Annotated in this window: 19 protein-coding genes and 2 tRNA genes; 11 read left to right on the forward strand and 10 right to left on the reverse strand. The window is 72.7% G+C overall.

Features of this window, described 5'->3' with window-relative positions; genetic code table 11:
* Positions 1–11: 11 nt before the first annotated feature.
* A tRNA-Ser gene (locus tag OG802_RS17340) sits at positions 12–102 on the reverse strand.
* Positions 103–258: 156 nt separating this feature from the next.
* Here OG802_RS17340 and OG802_RS17345 point away from each other — a divergent pair.
* A complete protein-coding gene (locus OG802_RS17345) occupies positions 259–801 on the forward strand; it encodes an SSI family serine proteinase inhibitor (RefSeq protein ID WP_329411549.1) in 543 nt (180 codons plus the stop codon).
* 502 nt (positions 802–1303) lie between these two features.
* Positions 1304–5986 (forward strand): PAS domain-containing protein, encoded by a 4683-nt coding sequence (locus OG802_RS17350; RefSeq protein ID WP_329411550.1) that lies wholly within the window; start codon positions 1304–1306, stop codon positions 5984–5986.
* A gap of 69 nt (positions 5987–6055) precedes the next feature.
* Here OG802_RS17350 and OG802_RS17355 read toward each other — a convergent pair whose 3' ends face one another.
* Positions 6056–6637, reverse strand: coding sequence for a TetR/AcrR family transcriptional regulator (locus tag OG802_RS17355; RefSeq protein WP_329411552.1), 582 nt, complete (start codon positions 6635–6637; stop codon positions 6056–6058).
* Between the two features lie 130 nt (positions 6638–6767).
* On the opposite strand from OG802_RS17355, the gene OG802_RS17360 reads away from it, so the two are divergent.
* Entirely contained in the window at positions 6768–8036 is a 1269-nt protein-coding gene (locus OG802_RS17360) for an MFS transporter (protein ID WP_329411554.1), read from the forward strand.
* Between the two features lie 371 nt (positions 8037–8407).
* On the opposite strand, the gene OG802_RS17365 is transcribed toward OG802_RS17360, so the two are convergent.
* The 5 genes from OG802_RS17365 to OG802_RS17385 all read right to left on the reverse strand — a co-directional run bounded on the left by OG802_RS17365 (position 8408) and on the right by OG802_RS17385 (position 13831).
* A complete protein-coding gene (locus OG802_RS17365) occupies positions 8408–10063 on the reverse strand; it encodes a long-chain fatty acid--CoA ligase (RefSeq protein WP_443055262.1) in 1656 nt (551 codons plus the stop codon).
* A gap of 152 nt (positions 10064–10215) precedes the next feature.
* Positions 10216–10761, reverse strand: coding sequence for a SigE family RNA polymerase sigma factor (locus OG802_RS17370; RefSeq protein WP_329411557.1), 546 nt, complete (start codon positions 10759–10761; stop codon positions 10216–10218).
* A gap of 351 nt (positions 10762–11112) precedes the next feature.
* On the reverse strand, positions 11113–12282 hold the full coding sequence (locus OG802_RS17375; RefSeq protein ID WP_329411559.1) for a lipid-transfer protein: 1170 nt from the start codon (positions 12280–12282) through the stop codon (positions 11113–11115).
* Positions 12279–12674, reverse strand: coding sequence for a MaoC family dehydratase (locus OG802_RS17380; protein ID WP_329411560.1), 396 nt, complete (start codon positions 12672–12674; stop codon positions 12279–12281). The genes OG802_RS17375 and OG802_RS17380 overlap by 4 nt, the downstream gene beginning before the upstream one ends.
* On the reverse strand, positions 12671–13831 hold the full coding sequence (locus OG802_RS17385) for a bifunctional MaoC family dehydratase N-terminal/OB-fold nucleic acid binding domain-containing protein (RefSeq protein WP_329411563.1): 1161 nt from the start codon (positions 13829–13831) through the stop codon (positions 12671–12673). Before OG802_RS17385 ends, OG802_RS17380 begins: the two co-directional genes overlap by 4 nt.
* Before the next feature lie 511 nt (positions 13832–14342).
* On the opposite strand from OG802_RS17385, the gene OG802_RS17390 reads away from it, so the two are divergent.
* The gene (locus OG802_RS17390; protein WP_329411565.1) at positions 14343–15278 is read left to right on the forward strand and encodes a bifunctional DNA primase/polymerase; all 936 of its coding nucleotides are present in this window, start codon (positions 14343–14345) and stop codon (positions 15276–15278) included.
* A gap of 179 nt (positions 15279–15457) precedes the next feature.
* Here OG802_RS17390 and OG802_RS17395 read toward each other — a convergent pair.
* The 3 genes from OG802_RS17395 to OG802_RS17405 all read right to left on the reverse strand — a co-directional run bounded on the left by OG802_RS17395 (position 15458) and on the right by OG802_RS17405 (position 17725).
* Positions 15458–15533, reverse strand: a tRNA-Ser gene (locus OG802_RS17395).
* A gap of 858 nt (positions 15534–16391) precedes the next feature.
* Positions 16392–16961, reverse strand: coding sequence for a GNAT family N-acetyltransferase (locus tag OG802_RS17400; RefSeq protein ID WP_329411566.1), 570 nt, complete (start codon positions 16959–16961; stop codon positions 16392–16394).
* Positions 16958–17725, reverse strand: coding sequence for a GntR family transcriptional regulator (locus OG802_RS17405; RefSeq protein ID WP_069772387.1), 768 nt, complete (start codon positions 17723–17725; stop codon positions 16958–16960). Before OG802_RS17405 ends, OG802_RS17400 begins: the two co-directional genes overlap by 4 nt.
* Before the next feature lie 578 nt (positions 17726–18303).
* Here OG802_RS17405 and OG802_RS17410 point away from each other — a divergent pair.
* The 7 genes from OG802_RS17410 to OG802_RS17440 all read left to right on the forward strand — a co-directional run bounded on the left by OG802_RS17410 (position 18304) and on the right by OG802_RS17440 (position 22981).
* Entirely contained in the window at positions 18304–18573 is a 270-nt protein-coding gene (locus OG802_RS17410) for a DUF6284 family protein (RefSeq protein WP_329411569.1), read from the forward strand.
* Complete coding sequence (locus OG802_RS17415) at positions 18570–19019, forward strand: Pycsar system effector family protein (RefSeq protein WP_329411571.1); 450 nt, start codon at positions 18570–18572, stop codon at positions 19017–19019. The genes OG802_RS17410 and OG802_RS17415 overlap by 4 nt, the downstream gene beginning before the upstream one ends.
* Positions 19016–19870 carry a protein spdB gene (locus OG802_RS17420; RefSeq protein WP_329411574.1) on the forward strand — a complete coding sequence of 285 codons (855 nt, stop codon included), beginning with the start codon at positions 19016–19018 and terminating at the stop codon, positions 19868–19870. The genes OG802_RS17415 and OG802_RS17420 overlap by 4 nt, the downstream gene beginning before the upstream one ends.
* A 2-nt stretch (positions 19871–19872) precedes the next feature.
* On the forward strand, positions 19873–20262 hold the full coding sequence (locus OG802_RS17425; RefSeq protein WP_443055446.1) for an RRQRL motif-containing zinc-binding protein: 390 nt from the start codon (positions 19873–19875) through the stop codon (positions 20260–20262).
* A gap of 2 nt (positions 20263–20264) precedes the next feature.
* Entirely contained in the window at positions 20265–20582 is a 318-nt protein-coding gene (locus OG802_RS17430; protein ID WP_329411577.1) for a hypothetical protein, read from the forward strand.
* 2 nt (positions 20583–20584) lie between these two features.
* Positions 20585–20755 (forward strand): pRL2-8, encoded by a 171-nt coding sequence (locus OG802_RS17435; RefSeq protein ID WP_329417142.1) that lies wholly within the window; start codon positions 20585–20587, stop codon positions 20753–20755.
* A gap of 111 nt (positions 20756–20866) precedes the next feature.
* On the forward strand, positions 20867–22981 hold the full coding sequence (locus tag OG802_RS17440; RefSeq protein ID WP_329411579.1) for an FtsK/SpoIIIE domain-containing protein: 2115 nt from the start codon (positions 20867–20869) through the stop codon (positions 22979–22981).
* The last annotated feature ends 119 nt before the right edge of the window (positions 22982–23100 follow it).

Below are 23100 nucleotides of genomic sequence, written 5' to 3' on the forward strand. Positions count from 1 at the left end.
CGGTGTTCGAGCGGAGGCGGAGGGATTTGAACCCTCGATGGGGCGTAAACCCCAAACCGCATTAGCAGTGCGGCGCCATAGACCGGACTAGGCGACGCCTCCAGCACAACCGCTCGCGTGTGTGCGAGTGGTGCGTGCAGATGATGACACAGTCGAGCGCGCTGTCACCAATCGGCGTCCACGGTACTAGGGACCCCCGTCGCAGGGCAAAGGCGTTGTCGGGCGCAACGTCGGCGGCGGCGGGCCGTTAGTACGGTCATGCCCCAGGTCACCCCCCTCCGACGGTTCGCCGTCACCGTCTCCGCCGCCTGCGCCGCCGTGATCGCCGCCTCCGGCGCGGGCCCCGGCGCCGCGTACGCCGGGACGGTCGGCGCGCTCACCGCCGTCGCGCCGCCGGCCGGCGCCGCCCGCCCCTTCGCGCCTCCGCCCGTACGGGACGAGGACCAGGTGTCCGGCGATCACCTCACCGTCACCGTCCGGCACACGGGCGCGCGGGCGCACGGGCCCGTCGACGGGACCTTCGAGGTGTACTGCCACCCGGCCGGCGGCAGTCATCCGGACCCGGCGGGCGCGTGCGGCGTCCTGGACCGGGACGCCCGGTGGGGGCGGGACGTCTTCGCGCCCGTGCCCGAGGACGGGATCTGCACGATGCGGTACGGCGGCCCGGCCACCGCGCACGTCACCGGACGCTGGGCCGGGCGGCCGGTCGACGCCGTGTACGACCGCAGCAACGGCTGTGAGGTCGAGCGGTGGGACCGGCTCGTGCCGCTGCTGCCCGATCTGCGTCCGGTCGGCCGCTGACCGGATCAGTGGCTGACCGGATCAGTGGTTGACCGGATCAGTGGTTGACCGGATCAGCGGTTGACCGGATCAGCGGCTGATGGGCGGCTGAGCCGGGCAGCGGCCCGCCCCGGCCGTGGGCAACGTCGTCGGTCCGGACCGCAGGCGGTCGTCGGTCGGTCTCGTCGGGGCGTGGTCGTTCGGGGTTCTTGCGGGTTCGGGCGGGCGGGGGCGGAAGCACCTGTTCCGTAAAGGTCGGGCGAAGGTCCCGCGAAGTCGCGCGGGCTTGCGGGAGCATGCGGACCAGGGGCCGGACGGGCTTCGTGGCAGGCCGACGGGCGGGAGGGCCGGCGGGGAGGGGTACGGACACACGTTCTGTGGCGCTTCGTCGTGCGAGCTGCCTCTCATCCGGCGTCGCCGGAGGGACCCCAGCCCTTAGACTCCCTCGCGTGACACGCTGCGGACCGGTTGGCAAGATGGCCCGAGCGGTCGGCAAAGTGCGGTAACAGGGAGGAAGCGACTCGTGAGCAGCAGGCCATCCCGAGGCGCTGCTCGCCTCGCAGCCATACTCGACGCGCTTCCCGACGCGTTGTTGCTGGTCAACGCCAACGGGACGGTCGTCAACGCGAACACCATCGCGCTCGAGGCGTTCGAGACGCCGGGCACGGCCCTGGTGGGGCGCGGGCTGCTCGATCTGCTTCCGGAGTTCGACTCCAAGCTGATCCCCGGCTCCATGCGCCGCCCCGACCACATGGACCCGCGCGGCCAGACCAAGCCGACCCGGATGACCGCCCGCCGTACCGACGGCACCGAGTTCCCCGTCGAGGTCACCAGCGCCAACCTCGAGAACGGCCAGCAGGCCTACGACGGCTACGGCTACACGTCCGCCTCCGACGAACTGCTGATGCTCGTCGTGCGCGATCTCTCCGGCACCATCGACACCGAGGCCGAGCTGGCGCGTTCGCAGCGGCAGACCGAGATGATCCTGCGGGCCGCGTCGGAGGGCGTCGTCGGGACCGACACCGACGGGCGGATCGTCCTCGTCAACCCGGCCGCCGCCCAGATACTGGGCTACCGGGCCAGCGATCTCGGCGGCAAGGAACTGCACGACCTCGTGCTGCACTCGCGCGCCGACGGCTCCCCCTTCGCGTACGACGAGTCGCCGCTCGCCGACACCCTGCGCTCCGGGCGCAAGCACCGGGTGCGCGGACAGGTGCTGTGGTCCAAGAGCGGGGACAGGGTCGCGGTCGACCTGACGACCGCCCCCGTGCGGGACGGCGACCAGCTCGTCGGCGCGGTCATGACCTTCACCGACCGGCGGCCCTTCGACGCGCTCGCCGAGGAGAAGGACACCGTCGAGAAGCGGCACGCGTCGGAGCTGGAGAAGCTCTCCGAGGAGCACGCCTCCGACCTCACCGCGCTGCGCCAGCAGCACGTCGCCGAGCTGGAGGAGCTGCGCGAGCGGCACGAGGAGGAGCTCGCGGCGGGCGAGGAGCGCTACGCCGCGCTGGGCGAGCGGGAGAAGGACCGCTACGAGGCGCTCGCCGGGCGGCACGAACAGCTGCTCACCCTGCTCGGGGGTTCCCTGCGCGGACCGCTGGACGAGCTGCGCCGCGAGCTGGCCGCGCTCGCCGCCGACGACGCCGGCCAGCTGTGGCCCGAGGCCAACCAGGTGCTGCACCACCTGTCGGCCGGCTACTCCCGGATCACCACGCTCATCGACAACGTCCTCGGGTACCAGCGGCTCGACACGGGCGCGGAGACCGTCGTCCGCACGAAGGTCATGCTGGACGCCGTCGTCGCGGCGGGCGTCGACGGGGCGGTCGACCTCATCGGGCCCGGCAGGGTCCAGTTCGCCGTGCACGCGCCGCCCATCGAGGCCGAGGTCGACGCGCGGCTGCTCGCGACCGCGCTCGCGCACCTCGTCGCCGACGTCGCGGGCGTGGACGCCACCGGCAACGCGCCCGTCTCGGCGGGCGGTTACATGGACAACACGGTCGTGGTGGCGGCCGCTCAGCGCGGCGAGGTCGTGCGCATCGAGGTGCGCGGGCCGTACGCCGGCGGCGACCCCGTGCACGAGCCGATCGTGCGGGGCATCGTGCGGGCGCACGGCGGGGTGCTGCAGACGCACGAGGTGCCGGGCATGAGCGGCAGCGCCTACGTCCTGGAGGTGCCGCTGGGCGGCGGGGCGGGAGCGGTCGCGGCCCCGCCCGCACTGGCGCTGCCCGCCCTCGCCTCCGGTCCCGACGCGGGCGCGGGCGTGGACGAGAGCGCTTCGGGCGCCCCCGTGGACCAGGGCGCCGGTGGACGCCGTCGGGCCCGGCGGTCCTCCGTGGACGCGTTCCTGGAGGGCGAGGCCGCGCCGCCCGGCGCGGGCGGCGGCACGGACGCGGACGCGTCGGCTCCCACGGGACGCCGGCGCAGGCGCGGCCCGGCCGCCCAGGAACTCCCGGGCGAACTTCCGCCCCCGGTGGGGGAGACCGACGGCGCGGACGGCACGGAGGGTTCCGGCGGCACCGGACGGCGGCGCGGACGGTCGGCCGAGGTCGCCCTCGTGGGGGACGCGGGAGCCGACGCCGGTGTCAGCGAGGGCGCCGTCATGACCGCGGCCGAGCACGCGGCGGGAACCGCCGCCTCGGGCACCGGACTCGGCGGCACCGTCCCGCCGCAGGGCGTTCCGTCCCAGGGCGTCGCGCCGCAGAGTGTTCCGCCGCAGGGCGTCCAGGCTCCGGGCGGACGCCGGGCCCGGCACGCTCCGGACGGGCAGCAGCAACAGCAGCCGCCGCACCCGCAGAACGCCCTGCCGTCCGGCCTGCCCGCGCTCGCGCCGGCGCACCCCCAGGGCGCTGCCGACCCGGCCGCCGGGTGGGAGACGGAAGAGACGGAAGAGGAGAGCGGGCAGCCCACCGGGCGTCGCCGGCGTGCGCTGGCCGCCGCGAACGAGCGCGCCGCCGCCCAGGAGGCCGCCCCCCGCTCGGTCTTCGCCCTGCCGCCCGCGGCGGCGGACCGGACGCCGGACGACCCTGACGGCCCCGACGGCCCCGACGCCGCCGGTGGGACCGGCGCGGCACACCAGGCGCCGGCCATGGGGCCGGTGCCCCCCGCCGGCACGGCTCCCCTTCCCGCCCAGGGAGCGGGAGCGATGCCGGGAGCGGGAGCGATGCCGGGAACGGGAGGGTTCTCCGGGCCCGGAGCGGTTCACGTACCGGCCCAGTCCCCCATTCCGGCGCAGTCGCCGGTTCCGGCACAGGCTCCCCTACCGCCGCAGGCCCCGGGCTCCGGACCCGTGCCTGTTCCTGTTCCTGTTCCCCCGCAGGCTCCGATTCCCGCGCAGGCGCAGGCGCCGGGCCAGGCGTCGGTCCAGGCTGCTGTCCAGGCGTCGGGCCCGGGTGTCGCGGACGGCTCCGGCGCTGACCGCGGTCGCCATGACGCCGTCACCCACGACCAGTCGGGCGACCACACCCCGCCCCAGCCGCACCCGACGAGCGCGCCCACGGGCCGTCGTCGGCGTGCCGTCGCCCAGCCGCCCGCCGAGGTCGTCGCCGCGTCCGGGCAGGCCGGACAGGCCGGACAGGCCGGGCCCATGGTGGCTCAGGCGGTCGTTCCGGGACAGGGCCAGCCGCACGCGCAGGGCCGGGCACAGGCCCCGGCACCCGTGCAGGCCCAGATCCAGGCCCAGCCCCAGACTCAGACGTCGTCGCAGGCACAGGCGTCCGGGCCGGGGCAGCCGCTCCCGGCCGAGGCGGCGCCGGGGCCCGCACCGGCCGCCCCTCTCACGCCGACCCCGGGCGGCGGCACCCCGTTGCCGCCCGAGGCCGCCGTCGGACGGCCGCGGGCCGCGCAGCCCCTGCCCGCCGAGGCCGCGGTCCCGGCGCCGGCGCCGGCGCCGGTCATGGACCCCAACTCCACTCAGGGGCGCGCGATCAGCGTGCGGACCCTGGGCCAGGGCGTGCCGTTCACCCGGCAGGCCGCGCAGGTGCAGCAGGCTCACCCGGCGCACCAGGCGCAGCCGGTACTCCAGGGCCCGCCGTCCTCGTCGGCCACCCCCGCCCCCCATGCGCCGGGCGGTTCCGGGCGTCGCCGCAAGCTGGGGACCCCGCCCGATCCGGCGACCCGCCCGGAGCAGACGGCGCGCCCGCACCCGTCGGCCGAGCAGGCCCTGCCGCCCCGGGCAGGACAGACGGGACAGCCGGGACAGGCGGGACAGACGGGCCCGGTCGGCCAGGCCGTCAGGGTTCCGACCTCCCCGACGGCGGCGCAGGCCGCGGTGGCGGGCGGTCCCGTTCCCCCGCCCGCGCCGCAGGCGCACCCCTCGCTCGCGGGGCAGTCGCGGCTCGCTCCCGGTGGCACCGACGGCGCCGGACGCTCGTACGCCATAGGAGCGCCGGACGAGAACGCCGCCGAGGGGCCGGAGCCGCTGGACGGTCCCGGCGGGGCCGTCGAGGTGGCGGATCCGCCGCGGCCGCAGCCGATGGACGACGAGCTTCCGCCGGAGCCGCTGGACAATCCGCGCCGGCTGCTGGTGTGGCCCGCGCCGGACGTGCACACCCAGCAGGCGCTCAGCGACCGCGGCTACCGTCCGGTGATCGTGCACTCGCGCGAGGAGGTCGACGCGCAGATCGCCGCGTTCCCGGCGGCCCTGTTCGTGGACCCGCTGACCGGGCCGATCACCCGCACCGCGCTCCAGTCCCTGCGCACGGCCGCCGTCGCGGCCGAGGTGCCGGTGCTGGTGACGGCCGGGCTCGGGCAGGCGACGCGCGAGGCGGCCTACGGCGCCGACCCCGCCGTCCTGCTGAAGGCGCTCGCCCCGCGTGACAGCGAGCAGCATCCGCCGCGGGTTCTGCTGATCGAGGAGCACGCCGAGATCGCGCTCGCGCTGACCTCGACGCTGGAGCGGCGCGGGATGCAGGTGGCGCGGGCGGCCAGCGACGCGGACGCGGTCACGCTCGCCGGGCAGCTGCGGCCGAACCTGGTGGTGATGGACCTGATGCAGGTGGACCGGCGGCAGTCCGGGATCTTGGACTGGCTGCGGGCGAACGGACAGCTCAACCGCACCCCGCTGGTCGTCTACACGGCGGCCGTGGGCCAGGCGGACCTGCCGCGGCTCGCGTCGGGGGAGACGGTCCTCTTCCTCGCCGAGCGGTCGACCAGCCCCGAGGTGCAGGGCAGGATCGTGGACCTGCTGGCCCGCATCGGCACCAACTGACCGACGGACCGACCGGCCCAGCGACCGGCTGACCTGCTGGCCCGCTGGCCGACGGGGGTCGGCCGGGCGTCAGTTCGCGATGATCCTGCGGGCCGCCTCCTTGATGGAGGAGCGCAGCCGGTCGCGGTCGGTGTCCTCGCCGCCCGCCAGGATGCGGCTCATCTGGGGGACGACAGTGGTCCAGTTGGCGATCGCGATCAGCAGGAGGAGCAGGTCGCGGGCCGGGATCGCGTCGGTGATCACGCCCCGGTCCTGGCCGTCCTGCATCGCGCCGACCTTGAGCGCGTAGTGCTCCCGGCGTTCCGCCTCGTCGGGCAGTTCGGCGGTGCCGTACTCGATGCCCTCCCAGTAGAGGAGACGCAGCAGCTCGGGGTGGGCGGCGTGGTAGTCCATCAGCCGGTCGAGCCAGCCCTCGATGTCGTCCGGGTCGACGGGGACGGCCGCGGCGAGATGGACCATGCTGCGCCCCAGGACCAGGGAGAACAGCTGGGCCTTGTTGCCGAAGTAGGCGTAGATCAGCTGCTTGTTCGCCTTCGCCTCGGCGGCGATCCGGTCGATGCGGGCGCCCGCGATGCCGTGGCGGGCGAACTCCGCGACGGCGGCGTCGAAGATCCGGGCTCGAGTGGCCTCGGGATCCCTGGTGGTTGCCATGGGGACATCGTAGCGAGACACGTAACCAACTAGTTGGTTGACAGGGAATCGGCGACCGCCCCAGACTGTTGCACCTGCCGTTCCAACCAACTGGTTGGTTGTCGAGTCGTCTCGAAGGAGCGCCTCCCCCATGTCGTCCGCAGGCACCCGCACCCCGGCCGCCACCGCCACGCACCGACGGACCCCGACCCCGAACCCGAACCCGGACCTGAACCCGGACCCAGACCCGGTCACCGGCCGGAGCCCGAACCTCCTCCTGGTCCTCATCGCCCTGTGCACCGCCGTCACGGCCGCCAACATCTACGTCGCGGCTCCGCTGCTCCCCCTCATCGCCCACGACTTCGGCACGACGTCCTCGGCGGTGGCCTGGATCGCCTCGGTCGCCCAGTTCGGCTACGCGGCCGGCCTGCTGTTCTTCGCTCCGCTCGGCGACCGGGTGAACCGGCGGCGGCTGGTCGCCGCGCTCTCCCTGGTCACGGCGCTGGCGCTGATCGCCGGCGCGGCGGCGGGGAGCGCCGCGGCCCTCGCGGCGGCGGTGCTCGTCGCCTCCGGCGCCACGGTCGTCCCGCAGCTCCTCGTCCCGCTGGTCGCCGCCCGGGCCCCGTCCGACCGGCGCGCCCGGCACGTGGCGGCCGTCATCGCCGGACTGTTCACCGGCATCGTCGCGGCCCGCGTGCTCGGCGGGCTCGCCGGACAGGCCTTCGGCTGGCGGACGGTGTTCGTCGGCGCGGCCGTCCTCACCACCGTCCTGGGCCTGCTGACCGCGGCCGCGCTCCCCGCCGAGGAACGGCCCGCCCGTGACGGTCACCTCTTCGCCGGTCTCACCGCGATGCCGGGACTGGTGCGGCGCTCGCCCGACCTGTGGCGGGCGTGCGTGCGGCAGGCCGGCATGTACGGCGCCTGGAGCGCCCTGTGGACCTCGCTGGCGCTGCTGCTGACCGACGGTTCGTACGGCATGTCGACCGCGACCGCCGGTCTGTTCGGCCTCTTCGGGCTCTCCGCGAGCGTCGTCGCGCCGCTGGCCGGCGGTCTGGTCGACCGCTTCGGCGCGGCCCGGACGGTCCGCGGCGCGTACCTGCTCGCCGCCGTCTCGGTCCCGCTGTTCTGGCTGGGCGGGCACGTGCTGGCGGCGCTGTTCGTGGCCGCCGTCGTGATCCACGCCGCGCTCGTCGCGTCCCACGTCGCCAACCAGACCCTCGCCCTGACGACCACCTCGGCGCCCGCGACCGCCAACAGTGCCTATGTCGTCGCGGGTTTCGCGGGCGGCGCCACCGCCTCGGCCCTGGCCGGACTCGCCTACGCCCGCCTCGGCTGGGGCGGGGTCGTCGCGGTGGCGGGCGCATGGCTGATCCTGGGCTGGACCACGACCGGCACACGCCGCCGGGCCGCCGCCCGGTAGGGGCGGGGCGCACCAGAGGCACCCGACACATGAGTGGCCCAGGTGAGCCCGGTGGTCCGACGGCCCGACGGCCCGGCGGATCAGGCGGCCGGCCCGGCGGATCAGGCGGCCCGGCGGATCAGGTGGCTCGGCGGATCAGGTGGCCCGGTGGACGGCCGGGCGCCGGCCCACCATGCGTACCCGCCCGGCTCACCGGGCGTACGCTCCCGGCCCACCAGGCGCGGGGACCCGCAGCCGGCGCCCCGGCCGGGGTCTGGGTCGGGGTCGGCGCGACCTCGCGCGCCCCGGCCCTGCCCCTCCCGCTGCTCCTGGCCCCGCAGCACGCCCCCGGCCCCGCCCTTGTGCGGCCGGGGGGCGCGCCGCCGGGGCGATCAGAGCTGTGTGATGTCCAGCTCGCCTTCCGCGTACCGCCTGCGCAGCACCTTCTTGTCGAACTTGCCCACGCTCGTCTTCGGGACGGCCTCGACGATCGTCCAGCGCTCGGGGAGCTGCCACCGGGCGATGCCGCCCTCGGAGGCGAGGAAGGCGCGCAGCGACGCGAAGTCGGCGGTGGAGCCCTCCTTGAGGACGACCGTGGCCAGCGGACGCTCGCCCCACTTCTCGTCCGGGACGGCGACGACGGCGGCCTCCATGACGTCCGGGTGGCCCATCAGCGCGTTCTCCAGCTCGACCGACGAGATCCACTCGCCGCCGGACTTGATGACGTCCTTGGCGCGGTCGGTCAGCGTGAGGTAGCCGTCGGGGGAGATGGTGCCGACGTCGCCCGTCCGCAGCCAGCCGTCCTCGCTGAACTTGTCGGCGGGGCGCAGGGGTTCGGCGTCGGGGCCGTTGTAGTAGGCGCCCGCGATCCACATGCCGCGCACCTCCAGCTCGCCTGCGGACTCCCCGTCCCAGGGCAGGCGTTCGCCGTCGCGGCCGGTGAGCCGGGCCTCCACGGCGGCCGGGAAGCGGCCCTGGGTGATGCGGTACGCGAACTCCTGGTCGGTGCCCACGGCGTGGGCCGGCGGGCGGGCGACGGTCCCGAGCGGGGACGTCTCCGTCATGCCCCACGCGTGGCAGACGCGCATGCCCAGCTCGTCGAAGGCGGCCATCAGGGCCGGCGGGCAGGCCGCCCCGCCGATGGTGACCTGGGTGAGGGTGGAGACGTCCCTCGGCTTGGCGGTGAGTTCCGTGAGCAGGCCCTGCCAGATGGTGGGGACGGCCGCCGCGTGGGTCGGACGTTCCCGCTCGATCATCTCGGCGAGCGGCGCGGGCTGCAGGAAGCGGTCCGGCATCAGCATGTTGACGCCGGTCATGAAGGTGGCGTGGGGCAAACCCCAGGCGTTGACGTGGAACTGCGGGACGACGACGAGCGACGTGTCCTGGTCGGTGAGGCCCATCGACTGGGTCATGTTCACCTGCATCGAGTGCAGGTAGATCGACCGGTGGCTGTAGACCACGCCCTTGGGGTCGCCCGTGGTGCCCGAGGTGTAGCACATGGCGGCCGCGGAGCGTTCGTCCAGCTCGGGCCAGTCGTACGTCGTCGGACGGTCCGCGAGCAGCTCCTCGTACTCGTGCACGCGCGCGTGGGCGCCGTCGAGGACGGAGCGGTCGCCGGGGCCGGACACCACGACGTGCTCGACCGTCGGCAGGTGCGGGAGCAGCGGCGCGAGGAGGGGCAGCAGGGATCCGTCGACCAGGACGACCTTGTCGGCGGCGTGGCCGATGATCCACGCGAGCTGCTCCGGGGGCAGGCGCAGGTTGAGGGTGTGCAGCACGGCGCCCATGGAGGGGACCGCGAAGTAGGCCTCGACGTGCTCGGCGTTGTTCCACATGAGCGTGGCGACCCGTTCGTCGCCGGTCACTCCGAGGTCGTCGCGCAGGGCGTGCGCCAGCTGGGCGGCACGGCCGCCGATCTCGGCGAAGGAGCGGCGTCGCGGCTCGTCCTCACCGGTCCAGGTGGTCACCTGCGACGTTCCGTGGATCTTCGTCCCGTGGGTCAGGATCCTAGAGATGAGCAGCGGTACGTCCTGCATGGTGCTCAGCACGGCGTCCTCCCAGGGCGGCGACATCGCCTACGCGGTGGTCATTGTTGCGCTGATTCTGCGCACATACCACGCGGTATGTCACTAGCTGACGATGATCGATCACGTCACGACAAAGCCCAGGTCAGCACACCAGGTGAGCGCATAGCGGCGCACTACCGGACAAGTACCAGCTCAGGGTCCTCACGCAGCTTGCCCAGGGCCCGCGACACCGCCGACTTCACCGTGCCCACGGAGACGCCGAGCACTTCGGCCGTCTGGGCCTCGCTGAGATCCTCGTAATACCTGAGGACGACCATCGCCCGCTGCCGCGCGGGCAGCTTGGTGATCGCCCGCCACATGGCGTCGTGCAGCGCCTGCCGCTCGGCGGGATCGTCGCCGCCGACCGGGTCCGGCTCCGGCAGCTCCTCGCACATGAACTCGTCGACCTTGCGCTTGCGCCACTGCGAGGTGCGCGTGTTCAGCAGGGCGCGGCGCACATAGCCGTCCAGCGCCCGGTGGTCCTCGATCCGGTCCCACGCGACGTACGTCTTCGCGAGCGCGGACTGCAGCAGGTCCTCGGCGTCGCACGGGTTCGCGGTCAGCGACCTGGCGGTGCGCAGCAGCACCGGCTGCCGGGCCCTGACGTACGACGCGAACGACGGGTACGGTGAAGGCCGCGTCATGCCGTTCGAAGCGCTGGTGCACACGGTGGTGGTCATGGCTCCACGCTAGGTTCGCCCCCCGGCCGCGCGGATCGCCCGCAGGTCCCGAAGCCGGGTCCGTCTCAGGTTGTAGAGGTGGTGCGGGCCCCACCTCCCAGAGGTGGACGAGACGTCCCCCACCATTGCGGGATGACCCTGGTACCGGGGTATGACGTCGCACTCGCCCCCGAGGCCCGCCCGAAGCCGCCCGCACACCCGCCGACCTGGGGCGAAGCCGTCCACGACGACGTGAGCCGATGCCCCACCCGCGCGCGGGCCGGAGCCCCGTCACCCCGGGGCGGACGCAGCCGGACGCGCAGATCTCCCCGACCGCGCCGCACGCGCACCCCTCCCGGCCGCGCCGGACGCTCACCCGTCCGAGGTGAGGACCAGGCCCGACGTCGGCACGCCCGTTCCCGCCGTCACCAGGACGCGGGCCGCACCGGGCAGTTGGTTCACGGCCGTGCCGCGCACCTGCCGTACGGCCTCCGCGATGCCGTTCATCCCGTGGAGGTACGCCTCCCCGAGCTGACCGCCGTGGGTGTTGAGCGGCAGCCGGTCCTCCGCCACGAAGGCGGCGGCCTCACCGCGGGCGCAGAAGCCGAACTCCTCCAGCTGCATCAGCACGAACGGCGTGAAGTGGTCGTACAGGATGCCGACGTCGATGTCGTCCGGCGCCAGCCCGGAGCCGTCCCACAGCCGCCGGGCGACCACGGACGACTCCGGCAGCCCGGTCAGGTCGTCCCGGTAGTAGCTGGTCATCTGCTCCTGGGCCCGGCCCGCGCCCTGCGCCGCCGCCGCGATCACGGCGGGCGGCCGGGGCAGGTCGCGGGCCCGCTCCAGGGAGGTGACGACCAGCGCCTGGCCGCCGTCCGTCTCCTGGCAGCAGTCCAGCAGCCTCAGCGGCTCGGCGATCCAGCGCGAGGCCGCATGGTCGGCGAGGGTGATCGGGCGGCCGTGGAAGTACGCCGCCGGGTTGGTCGCCGCGTGCCGCCGGGCGGTGACGGCGACGGGCCCGAAGGCCTCCTCCGCGCTCAGCCCGTAGGCGTACAGGTAGCGCTGCGCCGCCATCGCCACCCAGGAGGCCGGCGTGAGCAGCCCGAACGGCAGCGACCAGCCGAGCGCCGCCCCCTCCGCCGACGGCTCCCGCTGCCGCACGCCCGACCCGAAACGGCGCCCGGAGCGCTCGTTGAACGCGCGATAGCAGACGACGACCTCGGCCGCGCCCGTCGCCACGGCGAGCGCCGCCTGCTGCACGGTCGCGCAGGCCGCACCGCCGCCGTAGTGGACGCGGGAGAAGAAGGACAGCTCGCCCATGCCGCAGGCCTGCGCCACGGTGATCTCCGGGCTGGTGTCCATCGTGAAGGTCACCATGCCGTCCACGTCGGCGGGCGTGAGGCCCGCGTCGGCCAGAGCCGACCGCACCGCCTCCGCCGCCAGCCGCAGCTCGCTGCGCCCCGAGTCCTTGGAGAACTCCGTGGCCCCGATCCCGGCGATCGCGGCCCGGCCGCCCAGCCGGTCCCGCACGCGCGCGTTCACGCCCCGGCCTCCTTCGCAAGGAGGAGCGTGACCGTCCCCGTGACGTGCCGGCCCACGCCGTTGTCCCCGGTGACCCGCACCACGGCCGTGTCGCCGTCGACCTCCTCGACGCGGCCCCTCAACACCATGGTGTCGCCGGGGTGGTTGGGCGCGCCCAGCCGGATCGCCACCTTGCGGAGCACCGCCGTGGGGCCGAAGCAGTCGGTGAGGTAGCGGCCGACCAGGCCGTTGGTGGTGAGGATGTTCATGAAGATGTCGGGGGACCCCTTGGCCCGGGCCAGCTCGTGGTCGTGATGGACGTCCTGGTAGTCGCGCGAGGCGATGGCGCCGGCGACGATCAGGGTCCGGGTGACCGCGATCTCCAGCGGCGGCAGTTCGTCACCGGCCTTCACGCGGCGCCCTCCCGCGCGCGGAACACGGGCAACGTCAGCCCGTCGTCGAAGACCTGGAACTCCAGCTCCACCGGCATCCCGATGCGCACCTTGTCGTAGGGCACGCCGACCACGCCACTGATCACACGGACGCCCTCCGCCAGTTCGACCAGCCCCACCGCGTAGGGCGGGGAGAACGCCGGGAACGGCGGATGGTGCATCACGACGTACGAGAACACCGTGCCCCGGCCGCCCGCCTCGACCGTGTCCCACTCGGCCGAACCGCAGGCGTTGCAGCCGGGCAGCCAGGGAAAGCGCAGGGTGGCGCAGGCGGCACACCGCTGGATGAGGAAACGCCGCTCGCCGACCCCCGCCCAGAATCCGGCGTTGTCCCGGTTGACGACGGGCCGCGGCCGAAGCCCGGCCGCCCCCGCGGCCTCCACGGGCTGCCTGGGCGGCGCGGACTCCACGGGCTCACCTGGCTGCCTGGGCGGCGCGGGTTCTCCGGGCCCCATGGACCGCGCGGACTCGGGCCGATGCGCCTCCGCCACCGCGGCGACAGGGGCGGCCGCGGCAGGGGCCGGTGTGGCCGCGGCAGGGGTCGGCGCGGCCGCTGCCGTGCCCGTGGCTGCTGCCGCCGTCCCCGCTTGGGGCCTGCCCGACGACCCGGCCGGCGCGTACTTGAGGATGCGGAAGCGATGGGTGCCGACAAGCGCCCCGCCCACCCGGACCTCGGTCCGCGTCGTCACGAAGTACCCGGCGCCCAGCCTGGTCGTCTTGCGCGACGAGACCGACTCGATCACGGTGTCGAAGGCGACCTCGTCCCCGGGCCGCAGCGGACGCGCGTACTCCTGCTCGCAGTCCGTGGCGACGACCGCGGTGCAGCCCGCCCCGTCGAGCAGGGACAGCAGTTCCTCATAGGCCCGCGCCCGCCCCTCGTGCGTGCCCCCCGGACCGCCCGGACCGCCCGGACCGCCCAGACCACCCATGATCCACGCCTGGAGCATGGTGGGCGGGGCGATCGCGTCGGGGCCGGTGTACGCGGGGTTGGCGTCGCCCATCGCCTCGCACCAGTGCCTGATCATGGGCGCGTTGACGGGATCCCGGCCCACGCCGGCGACCGCGGCGGGGCGCCCCTCGTAGGCCTTGAGCCGCAGGTGGAGATGGTCGTCGTCCACGGCCGCACTCCTTCCAGACGGTTTCTGACTGTCCGTCAGATCGGGTCGCCTGTCAAGGTCGTCGCAGCACCGGAAACGCCTGTGCGGCGACGCCGAAGCACCGCCGCACAGCCGCACCGCCCCCTCCCTCCCCTCCGAAGCCGCGCCCCCAGCCCCCGGCGCCCCTCCCCCTTTCCCTCCCCTCCCCCCTCTCCTCTCTCCCTTCTCCCTCCCCTCCCCGAAGTGCGGACGCAAGTCGGTTTCCATCCAGGGCAGTCCGCCGACCACCCCGCCCCTGCGACGACGTCGCGAGATCAGAGTTGCCCACCAAATCCCTGACGAACCACCCCACATGCCCTGATTACCACGCAAGCGTGAGGGACGGCCGATAAACCTCCTTGATGCCATATACCGAACGTCACGCGGTACGAGACGCCAAGCGCCAGGCCAGCCGAGCGCCCGGCACGGCTCGCGCCGGGCGCGGCACCGCGCACCCCTTCCTTTTATCGAACATGCGTACGACACTGAGAGCATGGCCACCACCGACCGGTATCCACGGCAGGCCGCCACCCTGGCCCTCGCCCACGCCCTGTCGGCCGCAGAACGCGGCCTGGCCGTCATCCCCCTGTCCCGCACGAAGCTCCCGGCCCTTCGCTCCCCTCACCGCGACGCCACCGCACCGGCCGGGACGCCGTGTCACGGCGAGTGCGGCCGCTTCGGGCACGGCGTCCACGACGCCTCGACCGACCCGGCCCGCATCCGCGAACTGTTCGCCGCCGCGCCCTGGGCCACCGGTTACGGCATCGCCTGCGGCTTGCCCCCGCACCACCTCGTCGGCGTCGACCTGGACATCAAGTCGGACACGGACTCCGCCGCCGCGCTGCGCGCCCTCGCCCAGCGCCACCGGTTCACGATCCCGCCGACGATCATCGTCCTCACCCCGTCCGGCGGACGGCACCTGTGGCTCACCGGGCCGCCTGAGGTGGTCGTCCCCAACTCGGCCGGCCGTCTCGCCCCCGGCATCGACATCCGGGGCGCCGGCGGCTACCTGGTCGGCCCCGGCTCCCGCACCGCCCACGGCGCCTACACGACGGCGCCCGGCACCGCACACCTCACCCCGGCGCCCTGCCCCCGTCCGCTGCTGCGCCTGCTGCTGCCGCCGCCGCGCGCGTCCCGGCCCGGCCGCGCCGGACCCACGGCGGGCGGCGCGCACGGCCGCGGCCTGGTCCAGTTCGTCCTGGCCGCCCACGAGGGGCAGCGCAACACCCGCCTGTTCTGGGCGGCCTGCCGGGCCTACGAGGACGGCATCGGCGCGGAGCTGACCGCGGACCTGATCGCCGCCGCGGAACGCACGGGCCTGACGCCGAAAGAGGCCCGCAGCACCATCGCCTCAGCAGCCCGCATGACCACTCACCGCACACCTGACACGACCCCGAGCCGGCCGGACACCCCGGGCACACCGGACTGAGGCGCGCCGACGAGAACCCGCCATCCGGCGCCCGGCACCCGTTGCCCTGGCATGCCCGTGCCCCTGCCCCTGCCGTGCCCGATCGCCCGGTAACCGGCGGGGAGCCACGGGCGTTGACGGGCGCCCACACGAGAGCGGCCCCCGACCGATTCACCCGGTCAGGGGCCGTTCACCTGCGGTGGGTGTGGGATTTGAACCCACGGTGACATCGCTGCCACGACGGTTTTCAAGACCGACCGCTATTCCCCCGGAGCATCCTCGTGACCTGCTGTTTCACCTAGATTAGGTGGCCATCTTTGGCTTCTTGGCCGGAGGATGGCCAGAGACCACTGTGGAGGGCCTACGGAGTCTCGCGGTCCGCGAGTCCCCTACCAGGTGTCGTTGCCTTCCAAATTCCCTGCGCCAGCGGCAGGGCTACCGCCGCGACACCTGCGGCCGTCCCAATCGGAGCAGCAAGCGCCGGGATCATGAGCACAGCCAGGCCTGCGGTAGCTGCCAGTCCAACGACGACGATCACTGCCGCAATACGCCGAGTTCGCCATGCTGCTTCAAGCCGTGCCAGTCGCGACTGGGTCGCAGGGTCGGACTCAACGCTGAGGGACTCGCGTTGAATGGGTAACGTCATCTCTGACCTTTCTCTGCCAAGGGACTAGGTCAGCCCGCCCTCGCGCTCAGGGAGCCAACCATGAGCGAGGGCGGGCACCGCATCAGTGTGCCTTGACAGTTCGCCCCATGGGCCTCGGGTGACTCCGCTCCACAACCGGAACATTCCATCTCGATTTCCACACGTGAACCATCTGGCAAATTGGGGTTGTTCATCAAACCCCTGAACAGAGCGGTAGATGAACGACCTTCGAGATAACCCATATCCCATTGCAACGCAATAGGTTTGGGTGTGCGGGAGCGAGATACCCCTGGTAGTGCCGATGCTGTCGCGACCTGGACCTTCTGTTCAGGCCCCGCTCTAGCGGCTCAACACACGGACCCCCTGAACACTGCGCCGCCCGAGCACCCTTTTTGTGGCGCACCACGTTGCCCCCGCATAGAGGCCCTGAGGGGGTTTAGATCGGTCGACTAGTGACGCATTTCACACGACCAATAGTCGTGCGACCTTCAAGCCGCGAGCCGGAGTCGCTTAGGTGCTGGTGCGCGGTCCGTGAATTCATGGCTCGCCCGCGCTGCGGGCCGTTGTCCTAGCCACCCGGAGACTCGTGGACCGCCATTCACGGCACCGCCCTCGCGGACCGTGCGGATGTGCACGAACCCTCGCTCTAGGTAGTACCGCTGGAGAGCTTCATTCGTCGTCCAAGCGTCCAGACGCAGCCACCGAGCACCCGCGCGGCACGCACGGTCACCAGCCCAGTCGAGCAGCCGACCGCCAAGATTCTGTCCGGCGTACTCACGGGCCACCGTGAGCTTGTTGACGAACATCGAAGGTTCGGTCAATTCCTCGTCCGTCCACAAACCGTCTTCAGCGTCCGGGGTGAGCGTGATGGTGCCAGCCGTCGTGTGGCCGTCGCGCAGCATGAAAACTGTGCCTGCCTCGATGGTGGCCAGAAGCTTGTCGGCCGGGTACGGGCGACTCCACTGGTCGGACCCAAGGGCTCGTAGCCAAGATGCGGCCTCCTCACGGAAAGCCAGCAACTTGGCTACGTCGTGCGGCTCTGCGGGCGTGATGATCACGTGTTCTCGCTCCGGGCGGCAAGGTCGCCGATCTCGTAGTTCATCCGGTTCAGGTCCCCCCGAAACGTTGTGATCGTGCAGCGGATGGGGCGATCTGTCGAGTAGCCGGTTCGCGTCCAGAGCATGACCGGCACCCCCGCTCCGATCTCCAAGAGGCGAGCCTCATCCGGCGTGGGCATCCGGGCCGAGATCTCATCGAAGTACCCGACCTGCTCGATCCCTTGAGCAGCCAGGTACCGCGTTGTTCCCTCGTCGATGTCCCCAGGCTCAGCCAGTCGCGGCGACACATCGACCAGCCACGACGGATAGTAGGTCGCCTGGGTAGACCAGGGGACGTCGTCCACGTAGCGATGACAGAACCGCAATACCGTCTTCGTACTCGGCTCGACCTTGAGACGCTCAGCGATCTCCTGTGATGCCGGCAGCATCTCGACGCGGAACGTCTGGTGCGGCCGTCGCCCCGCGTTCGTCACGTCCGTGTTGTAGGCGTCGCCGTTCTGCGGAAACGTCAGGTTCTCGAACCGGGACGCGTTGAGTTCGAACACCTCATGAGACTTGACCTCGTATCCAAGCCCTTGGCTGGATGAGACGAGACCCTCGCTGACCAGCAGACTCAGCCCGTTACGGATGGTGTTCCGCGACGCGTCGAAGCGCTGCGATAGGTCGCTCTCAGAGGGCAGCCTCGACCCCGGCGCGTAGGTGCCGTTGTCGATCTCGCGACGCAGGACGTCGGCAACTTGCCGGTACTTCGGCTGCTTGTTCATGCCCTCATCATGACGCACTCGCGCAACTTGTTGGTACATGTAGGCCCCAATCCCTTGACGGCTCACGGTGCGTGGGTGCAGCATCACTACATCAGCTTGTACCAACAAGCTGAGCAGGTGGTGCAACACCCTCAAGTGTGCTCCCTCCTGCCTACAACTCCACAGCGTGATCCACCGCAGGCAGGACGGCCGTGACGACCCCGGCCGAGGCGAGTGGAGACCAGTCGGTCACCTCCCGTCAGGGACACGCACCGACTCAAAAGAACGGATCTGCCCAAGGGCACCTACGCCGCGCGAAGAGACCGAGACGCGATTCCTCGGAGGAGCGGGACTGAGGCACAGATCCATATCGCGCAGTACGGGCCGTCACCTCCCGCAAAAGGTGTCCGGCGCGGCTCAGGCCCGCGCATCTCTGACTTCCGCCGCATCCGTGCGACGGCCGGTTGCCTCCGCTGCTCGTCTCGTACGAGTAGCGCTGAGGGGAGCCGGACATTCCGACTTCAACGGCGCGCGGCCCCGGTGCGCGAACACCGGGGCCGCTGTTCGGGCCGTTTCACCTGCTAGGGAGACCACGACCCATGGAACACATCGTCACTGTTCAGGACGCTGTTACGGCGTTCGCCGACTTCATGGAACCGACCAGCGCTGAGCTGGACGCGATCGAGCTGGAGTCCTCCGTCATTGCGGCGGAGGTCGACCTGCTCGACGCGCAGATCATGACCCTTGACCGCCCCGTGAACGAGGTGGACGCCCGCCGGGTCCGCCGGGCCCGTAACCGGGTGCTGGCGGCCCGTCGGGACCTGGCCAACGGCCCGGCCGGCGCGCTGCTGCCGGGCGGTGCAGCATGAGCGCGCCGGCCGAGAAGCTGACGGCGGCGCATGCTGAGGTGAAGGCGGAGATCGCCCGGACCGACGCCAAGACGGCCCTGCTGCTCGCGTTCGTCGGCGCAGTCCTGGCCGGCGCGTGGACGATCGCCCGCGACCTCCCGCTGAACGTCCCCGCCGCCGTCGCGGGCGGTCTGGGCATGGCGGTGCTGGTCGGCGCGGCCGGCCTGCTGCTGCGCTCGACCCGCCCGAACCTGGGCGGCCGGCACGGCTTCCCGCTGTGGGCGACCCTTACCGCGGACGAGATCACCGCCACCGTCAACGGCGGGAACCTGGCCGCGGACGTCGCCGGGCTGTCCCGTCTGGCGGTGGCCAAGTTCACCTGCCTGCGCCGTGCGGTCGACCTGACCATGGCCGGCGGGGCCCTGCTCCTGCTCGCCGTGCTGATCGCGGCAGGTGGTGCGCTGTGAAGGCGCGCACCGTTCTGCCGGCCGTCGCGATGACGGCCGTGTCCATGGTGCTCACCCTGGCCGTGGTCGTGATGTGGCTGGGCGGCGCGATGCCGTGGCCGGTCGCGCTGGTCGTCGGTCTGGGCATCGACGGGGGATGGCTGGCCACCCTCGCCTATGAGCGCAGGTTGGCCGCGCAGGGCGACCACAGCCGCACTGTGACCGGCGTCGGCTGGGGCTTCGGCCTGATCGCCACCGGCGTTCTGGTCGCCCACGCGCTCACCGCCGACCAGTCCACCGGGGCGTGGCTGGCTGTGGCGTGGCTGCCGGTCGCGGCCAAGGCCTTGTGGCTGGTGCACGGTCTGTGGGAGCGCACCGCGCTCACCCCGGTCGCGCTGGACGCGATCGCGGGCATTCAGCAGGAAGCCCGCGACGAGGCGGCCGTGGCGCGTGCCCGGCTGCGCGCTGAAGCGGCCACCGAGGAGACGCGGCTGACGGCCGTGACGCAGGCCGGGGCGAGCGTCGCACGCGTGCAGGCCAAGACCGCAGAGACCCTCGCCGGGGCGTGGTCGACGCTGGAGGCGGCGCGGCGCGGCGAGGACACCGGTAGGGCGCTGACCAGCGTGACGACCCCCGTCACACCGGACGTCACGCCCCGCTGGGAGCTGCCCGTGTGGGGCCCGGTGGAGACGGTTCCCGTGCTCGCTCTCGCGCTCACCGATGAGGCACTCGACCGGCTGGTGTACGAGATCCGGCACAGCCAGACCCCCGCCCTGTCGTACCGCGAGATGGCCGCCCGCTTCCGCGCGGCCGGCCATTCCGCATCCGAGGTCCGCTTGCGCGAGGCGTGGAAGCGCGTGGTCGCCGCGTGAGCGTGCGGTTCTGGGATCCGGACGGTGCGACGTTCGGCATCCCCACCTACCCGCTGCGCATGGCCCCCGCCGGGCTCGCCACCCGCCGCCAACTGAGGGCGCGTGGCCTGCGGCCCGGTGGTCAGCAGGTGGCCGCTCAAGTGCTGTGGCGCTACCCGCGCGGCATCGCGGCCGCCTACCTGTACCGGATCGACCTGGCCAAGCCGGTGCGTCCGATGACGGCGGGCCGGTGGCGGGCGCACGAGGCGATGATGCGCCGCCGCCGCACCTGCCCCGTCTGCCGGCGCGACGTCGGCTACGTGATCCGCACGTCCATCGGCACGTGCGAGCCCTGCGACCCCACCCTTCCCGCCGCCGACCAGCGGCGATCCCCTGCTTTGAGGAGTAGCTGACCATGGGCAACGCCGACACCCGCCGCCTTGACCGCGAGATCAGCAAGACCACCCGCAAGCTGGAAGCGGTCCGCAAGGGCGAGATGTGGCCGCTGACCAGCGCGGAGCGCCGCGCCGTGATCGGCGCGCTCGCCGGCGGCTCCTACCGCGTCCTGCGCGGCAAGAGCACCGGCCGCGAGGAGAACCGCCTCGACTCCGTCGCCAGCTCCGCCGAGACGCGCTTGACCGCCGAGCTGACGGCGCTGCACATGGAGCGTCAGCGGATCGTGCGCGAGGCCGCACGTGCCAAGGCCGCCAAGAAGTCCCAGGGCTGGTGGTGACCATGACCGTCAAGCCGACGCCGCCGGGCGAGTGCCCGCAGTGCTGGCAGCACGCCCACGACCGCAGCATCCACCGCAGGCTCGCACCGCGCGAGGACTGCCCCCAGTGCGTCGACCACATGCGCAACGGCCACCCCCACCTCGTGCCGAAGAAGCCGTCGCGCTGGTGGTGACACCCGCCCGCCGCGCCTGAACAGCTCTGCCGGGACGGCCCCGCCCGTCCCGGCCCTCACCCTTCCCGCCGCCTTCCCCGCCCCGCCGTGGGGCGTTGAGGAGACTTCCGCATGTCCGACAACGTCGTTCACCTGCACAAAGACACCACCCCCGCCGCGCCGACCGTGCTCACCGTCGTGCCCGACCCCTCCCCGCCCGCCCCGGTGCCCCTGTGGGTGCGCTCCGGGCGCGCCGTGAAGATGGCCGTCACGCACGACCGCACGAGGACCGCCGGCCGCGCGGTCGCCCGGCACTCCCTCTACGTGGCCGGTGGGGCGCGCATCGTGGCCCGCCGCACCTGGGACGGCAAGACCGCCGCCCGCTACGAGCGGTTCATGCGCGCGGCGGAGGCCGCGGGGAACATGGACGCGGCCATGGAGTGGGAGGAGCGCGCCCAGCGCTACCGCGACGCCCGCCACCGCCGCCGCATGGACCTCCTCCACTCCCCGCTCGACGCCGCCAAGGGCCTGGCCGTGGGCACCGGAATGGGCATCGGGTCCCTGGTCGCCCTCGGGATCGTCATGGCCATCGCGAACAAGGACGTCACCGACGTCATCACCCCCATCGCGGCCGTGATCGAGTTCATCAACCTGCTGATCACGATCGTCCGCGTGGTGTGGGGGCCGCTGGTCTCGCTGGGCCCGTTCCTCGCGCTGCTGGCGCTGTGGGCGGTCGGCAGCAAGCAGCAGGCCGCGCCCGCGTGGGCGATGCCCGCCAACGTCCGATCGGGCGAGGGCGAGCCGATCACGCCCTCGATCGTGGTCAAGGCCCTGCGCGACCTCGGAGTGTCGACTCTGGCCAAGGCCATCAAGGAGATGGGCGACGCCGGCGCGTCCATGCTCGGGCCCATCCGGATCGCCGGATGCGGCGTGGAAGTCGACGTCACGCTTCCGTCCGGGGTGTCGACGAACGAGGTACAGGCCAGGCGGCGCAAGCTCGCCGAGAACCTCACCCGGCACGAGCACGAGGTGTTCATCACCATCCCGGAAGCGGCCCGCACGGTGCGGCTGTGGGTCGCCGACTCCGGGGCGCTGGACGAGCCGATCGGCCCGTCCCCTCTGGTGACCGACGAGACGATCACGGCCGACTACGCCAAGGGCCGCGCCCCCTGGGGACAGGACCTGCGCGGCGACGCCGCATCGCTGAGCCTGTATCAGCGCCACCTGCTCATCACGGGATTGTCCAACCAGGGCAAGACGGCCGCGCTGCGCTCGCTCGCGCTGTGGGCGGCGCTGGACCGTCGGGTGGAGTTCCGGATCGCCGACCTCAAGGGCGCGGGTGACTGGGCCATGTTCGACGGGCTCGCCACCGTCCTCATCCAGGGGCCGACCGATGAGCACGTGATCGAGGCGACCGAGATGGTCGAGAGCCTGGTCGACGAGATGAACCGGCGCATCGCGGCGCGCCAGGCCGACCCCACCGTGGTGTTCGATCCGCTGATCGGCATCGTGGACGAGGCGCAGGTGGCGTTCATGTGCCCGGCCGTGGACGACGAGAAGCGGCCCTACGGCGGGTCCAAGGCCACGTCCCGCTACTTCATGGCCGTGCGCAAGGTCCACAACCAGGGCCGCGTGGTCGACGTGCTCATGTACGAGGGCACGCAGGACCCAACCGACCAGAACCTTCCCAAGCTGGTCCGCGAGGGCGCGCACACCCGCGCCTCCCTCGCGCTGGGCACCGAGGCGCAGGCCGTCATGGCCCTCGGCGAGAAGGCCGTCAACGGCGGCGCCGCACCGCACCTGCTCCGCCAAGGTCTGGACAAGGGGACCCTGGTCGTCGCCTCCGACGGCATCGAGATCCCCAAGGGCCAGTCGTCCATCACCGTGCGCACGCACTTCATCGGCGACAAGGATGCCAAGGCCATCACGGACCGGGCCAAGGCCCTGCGCAACGGTGTCATCACCCTGCGCGCCGTCGACCGGGGCGAGAAGCGCGACCCGCTCGCCGACATCCTCGCCGTCCTCGGAGACGAGAAGCGGGTGTTCACGCAGGACGTCATCAAGCGTCTGTCCGTGCTCGACGCGGAGGCCTACGGCCGCTGGTCGTTCGGCGACCTCACCCGCGTTCTGGACGCGGCCGGCACGGAAGCCAAGAAGTCCCACGGTCGCATGGTCGTGCGCGCCGACGACATCGCCCGCGCTCTCGCCGACCGCGACGCCGACGGTTCCGCTTCCGTCTCCCACTAACGGGGAGGAACAGGCCCCCGGTCCGGGGAGGCGGGGAGAACTCCCCAACCGCCTCCCCAACCCTGCCTCCCCCACGGTGATCAGCGAAAACACCGTTTCGGGGAGGCGGGGAGGCCCGC

Source organism: Streptomyces sp. NBC_00704 (assembly GCF_036226605.1).
Classification (GTDB): domain Bacteria; phylum Actinomycetota; class Actinomycetes; order Streptomycetales; family Streptomycetaceae; genus Streptomyces.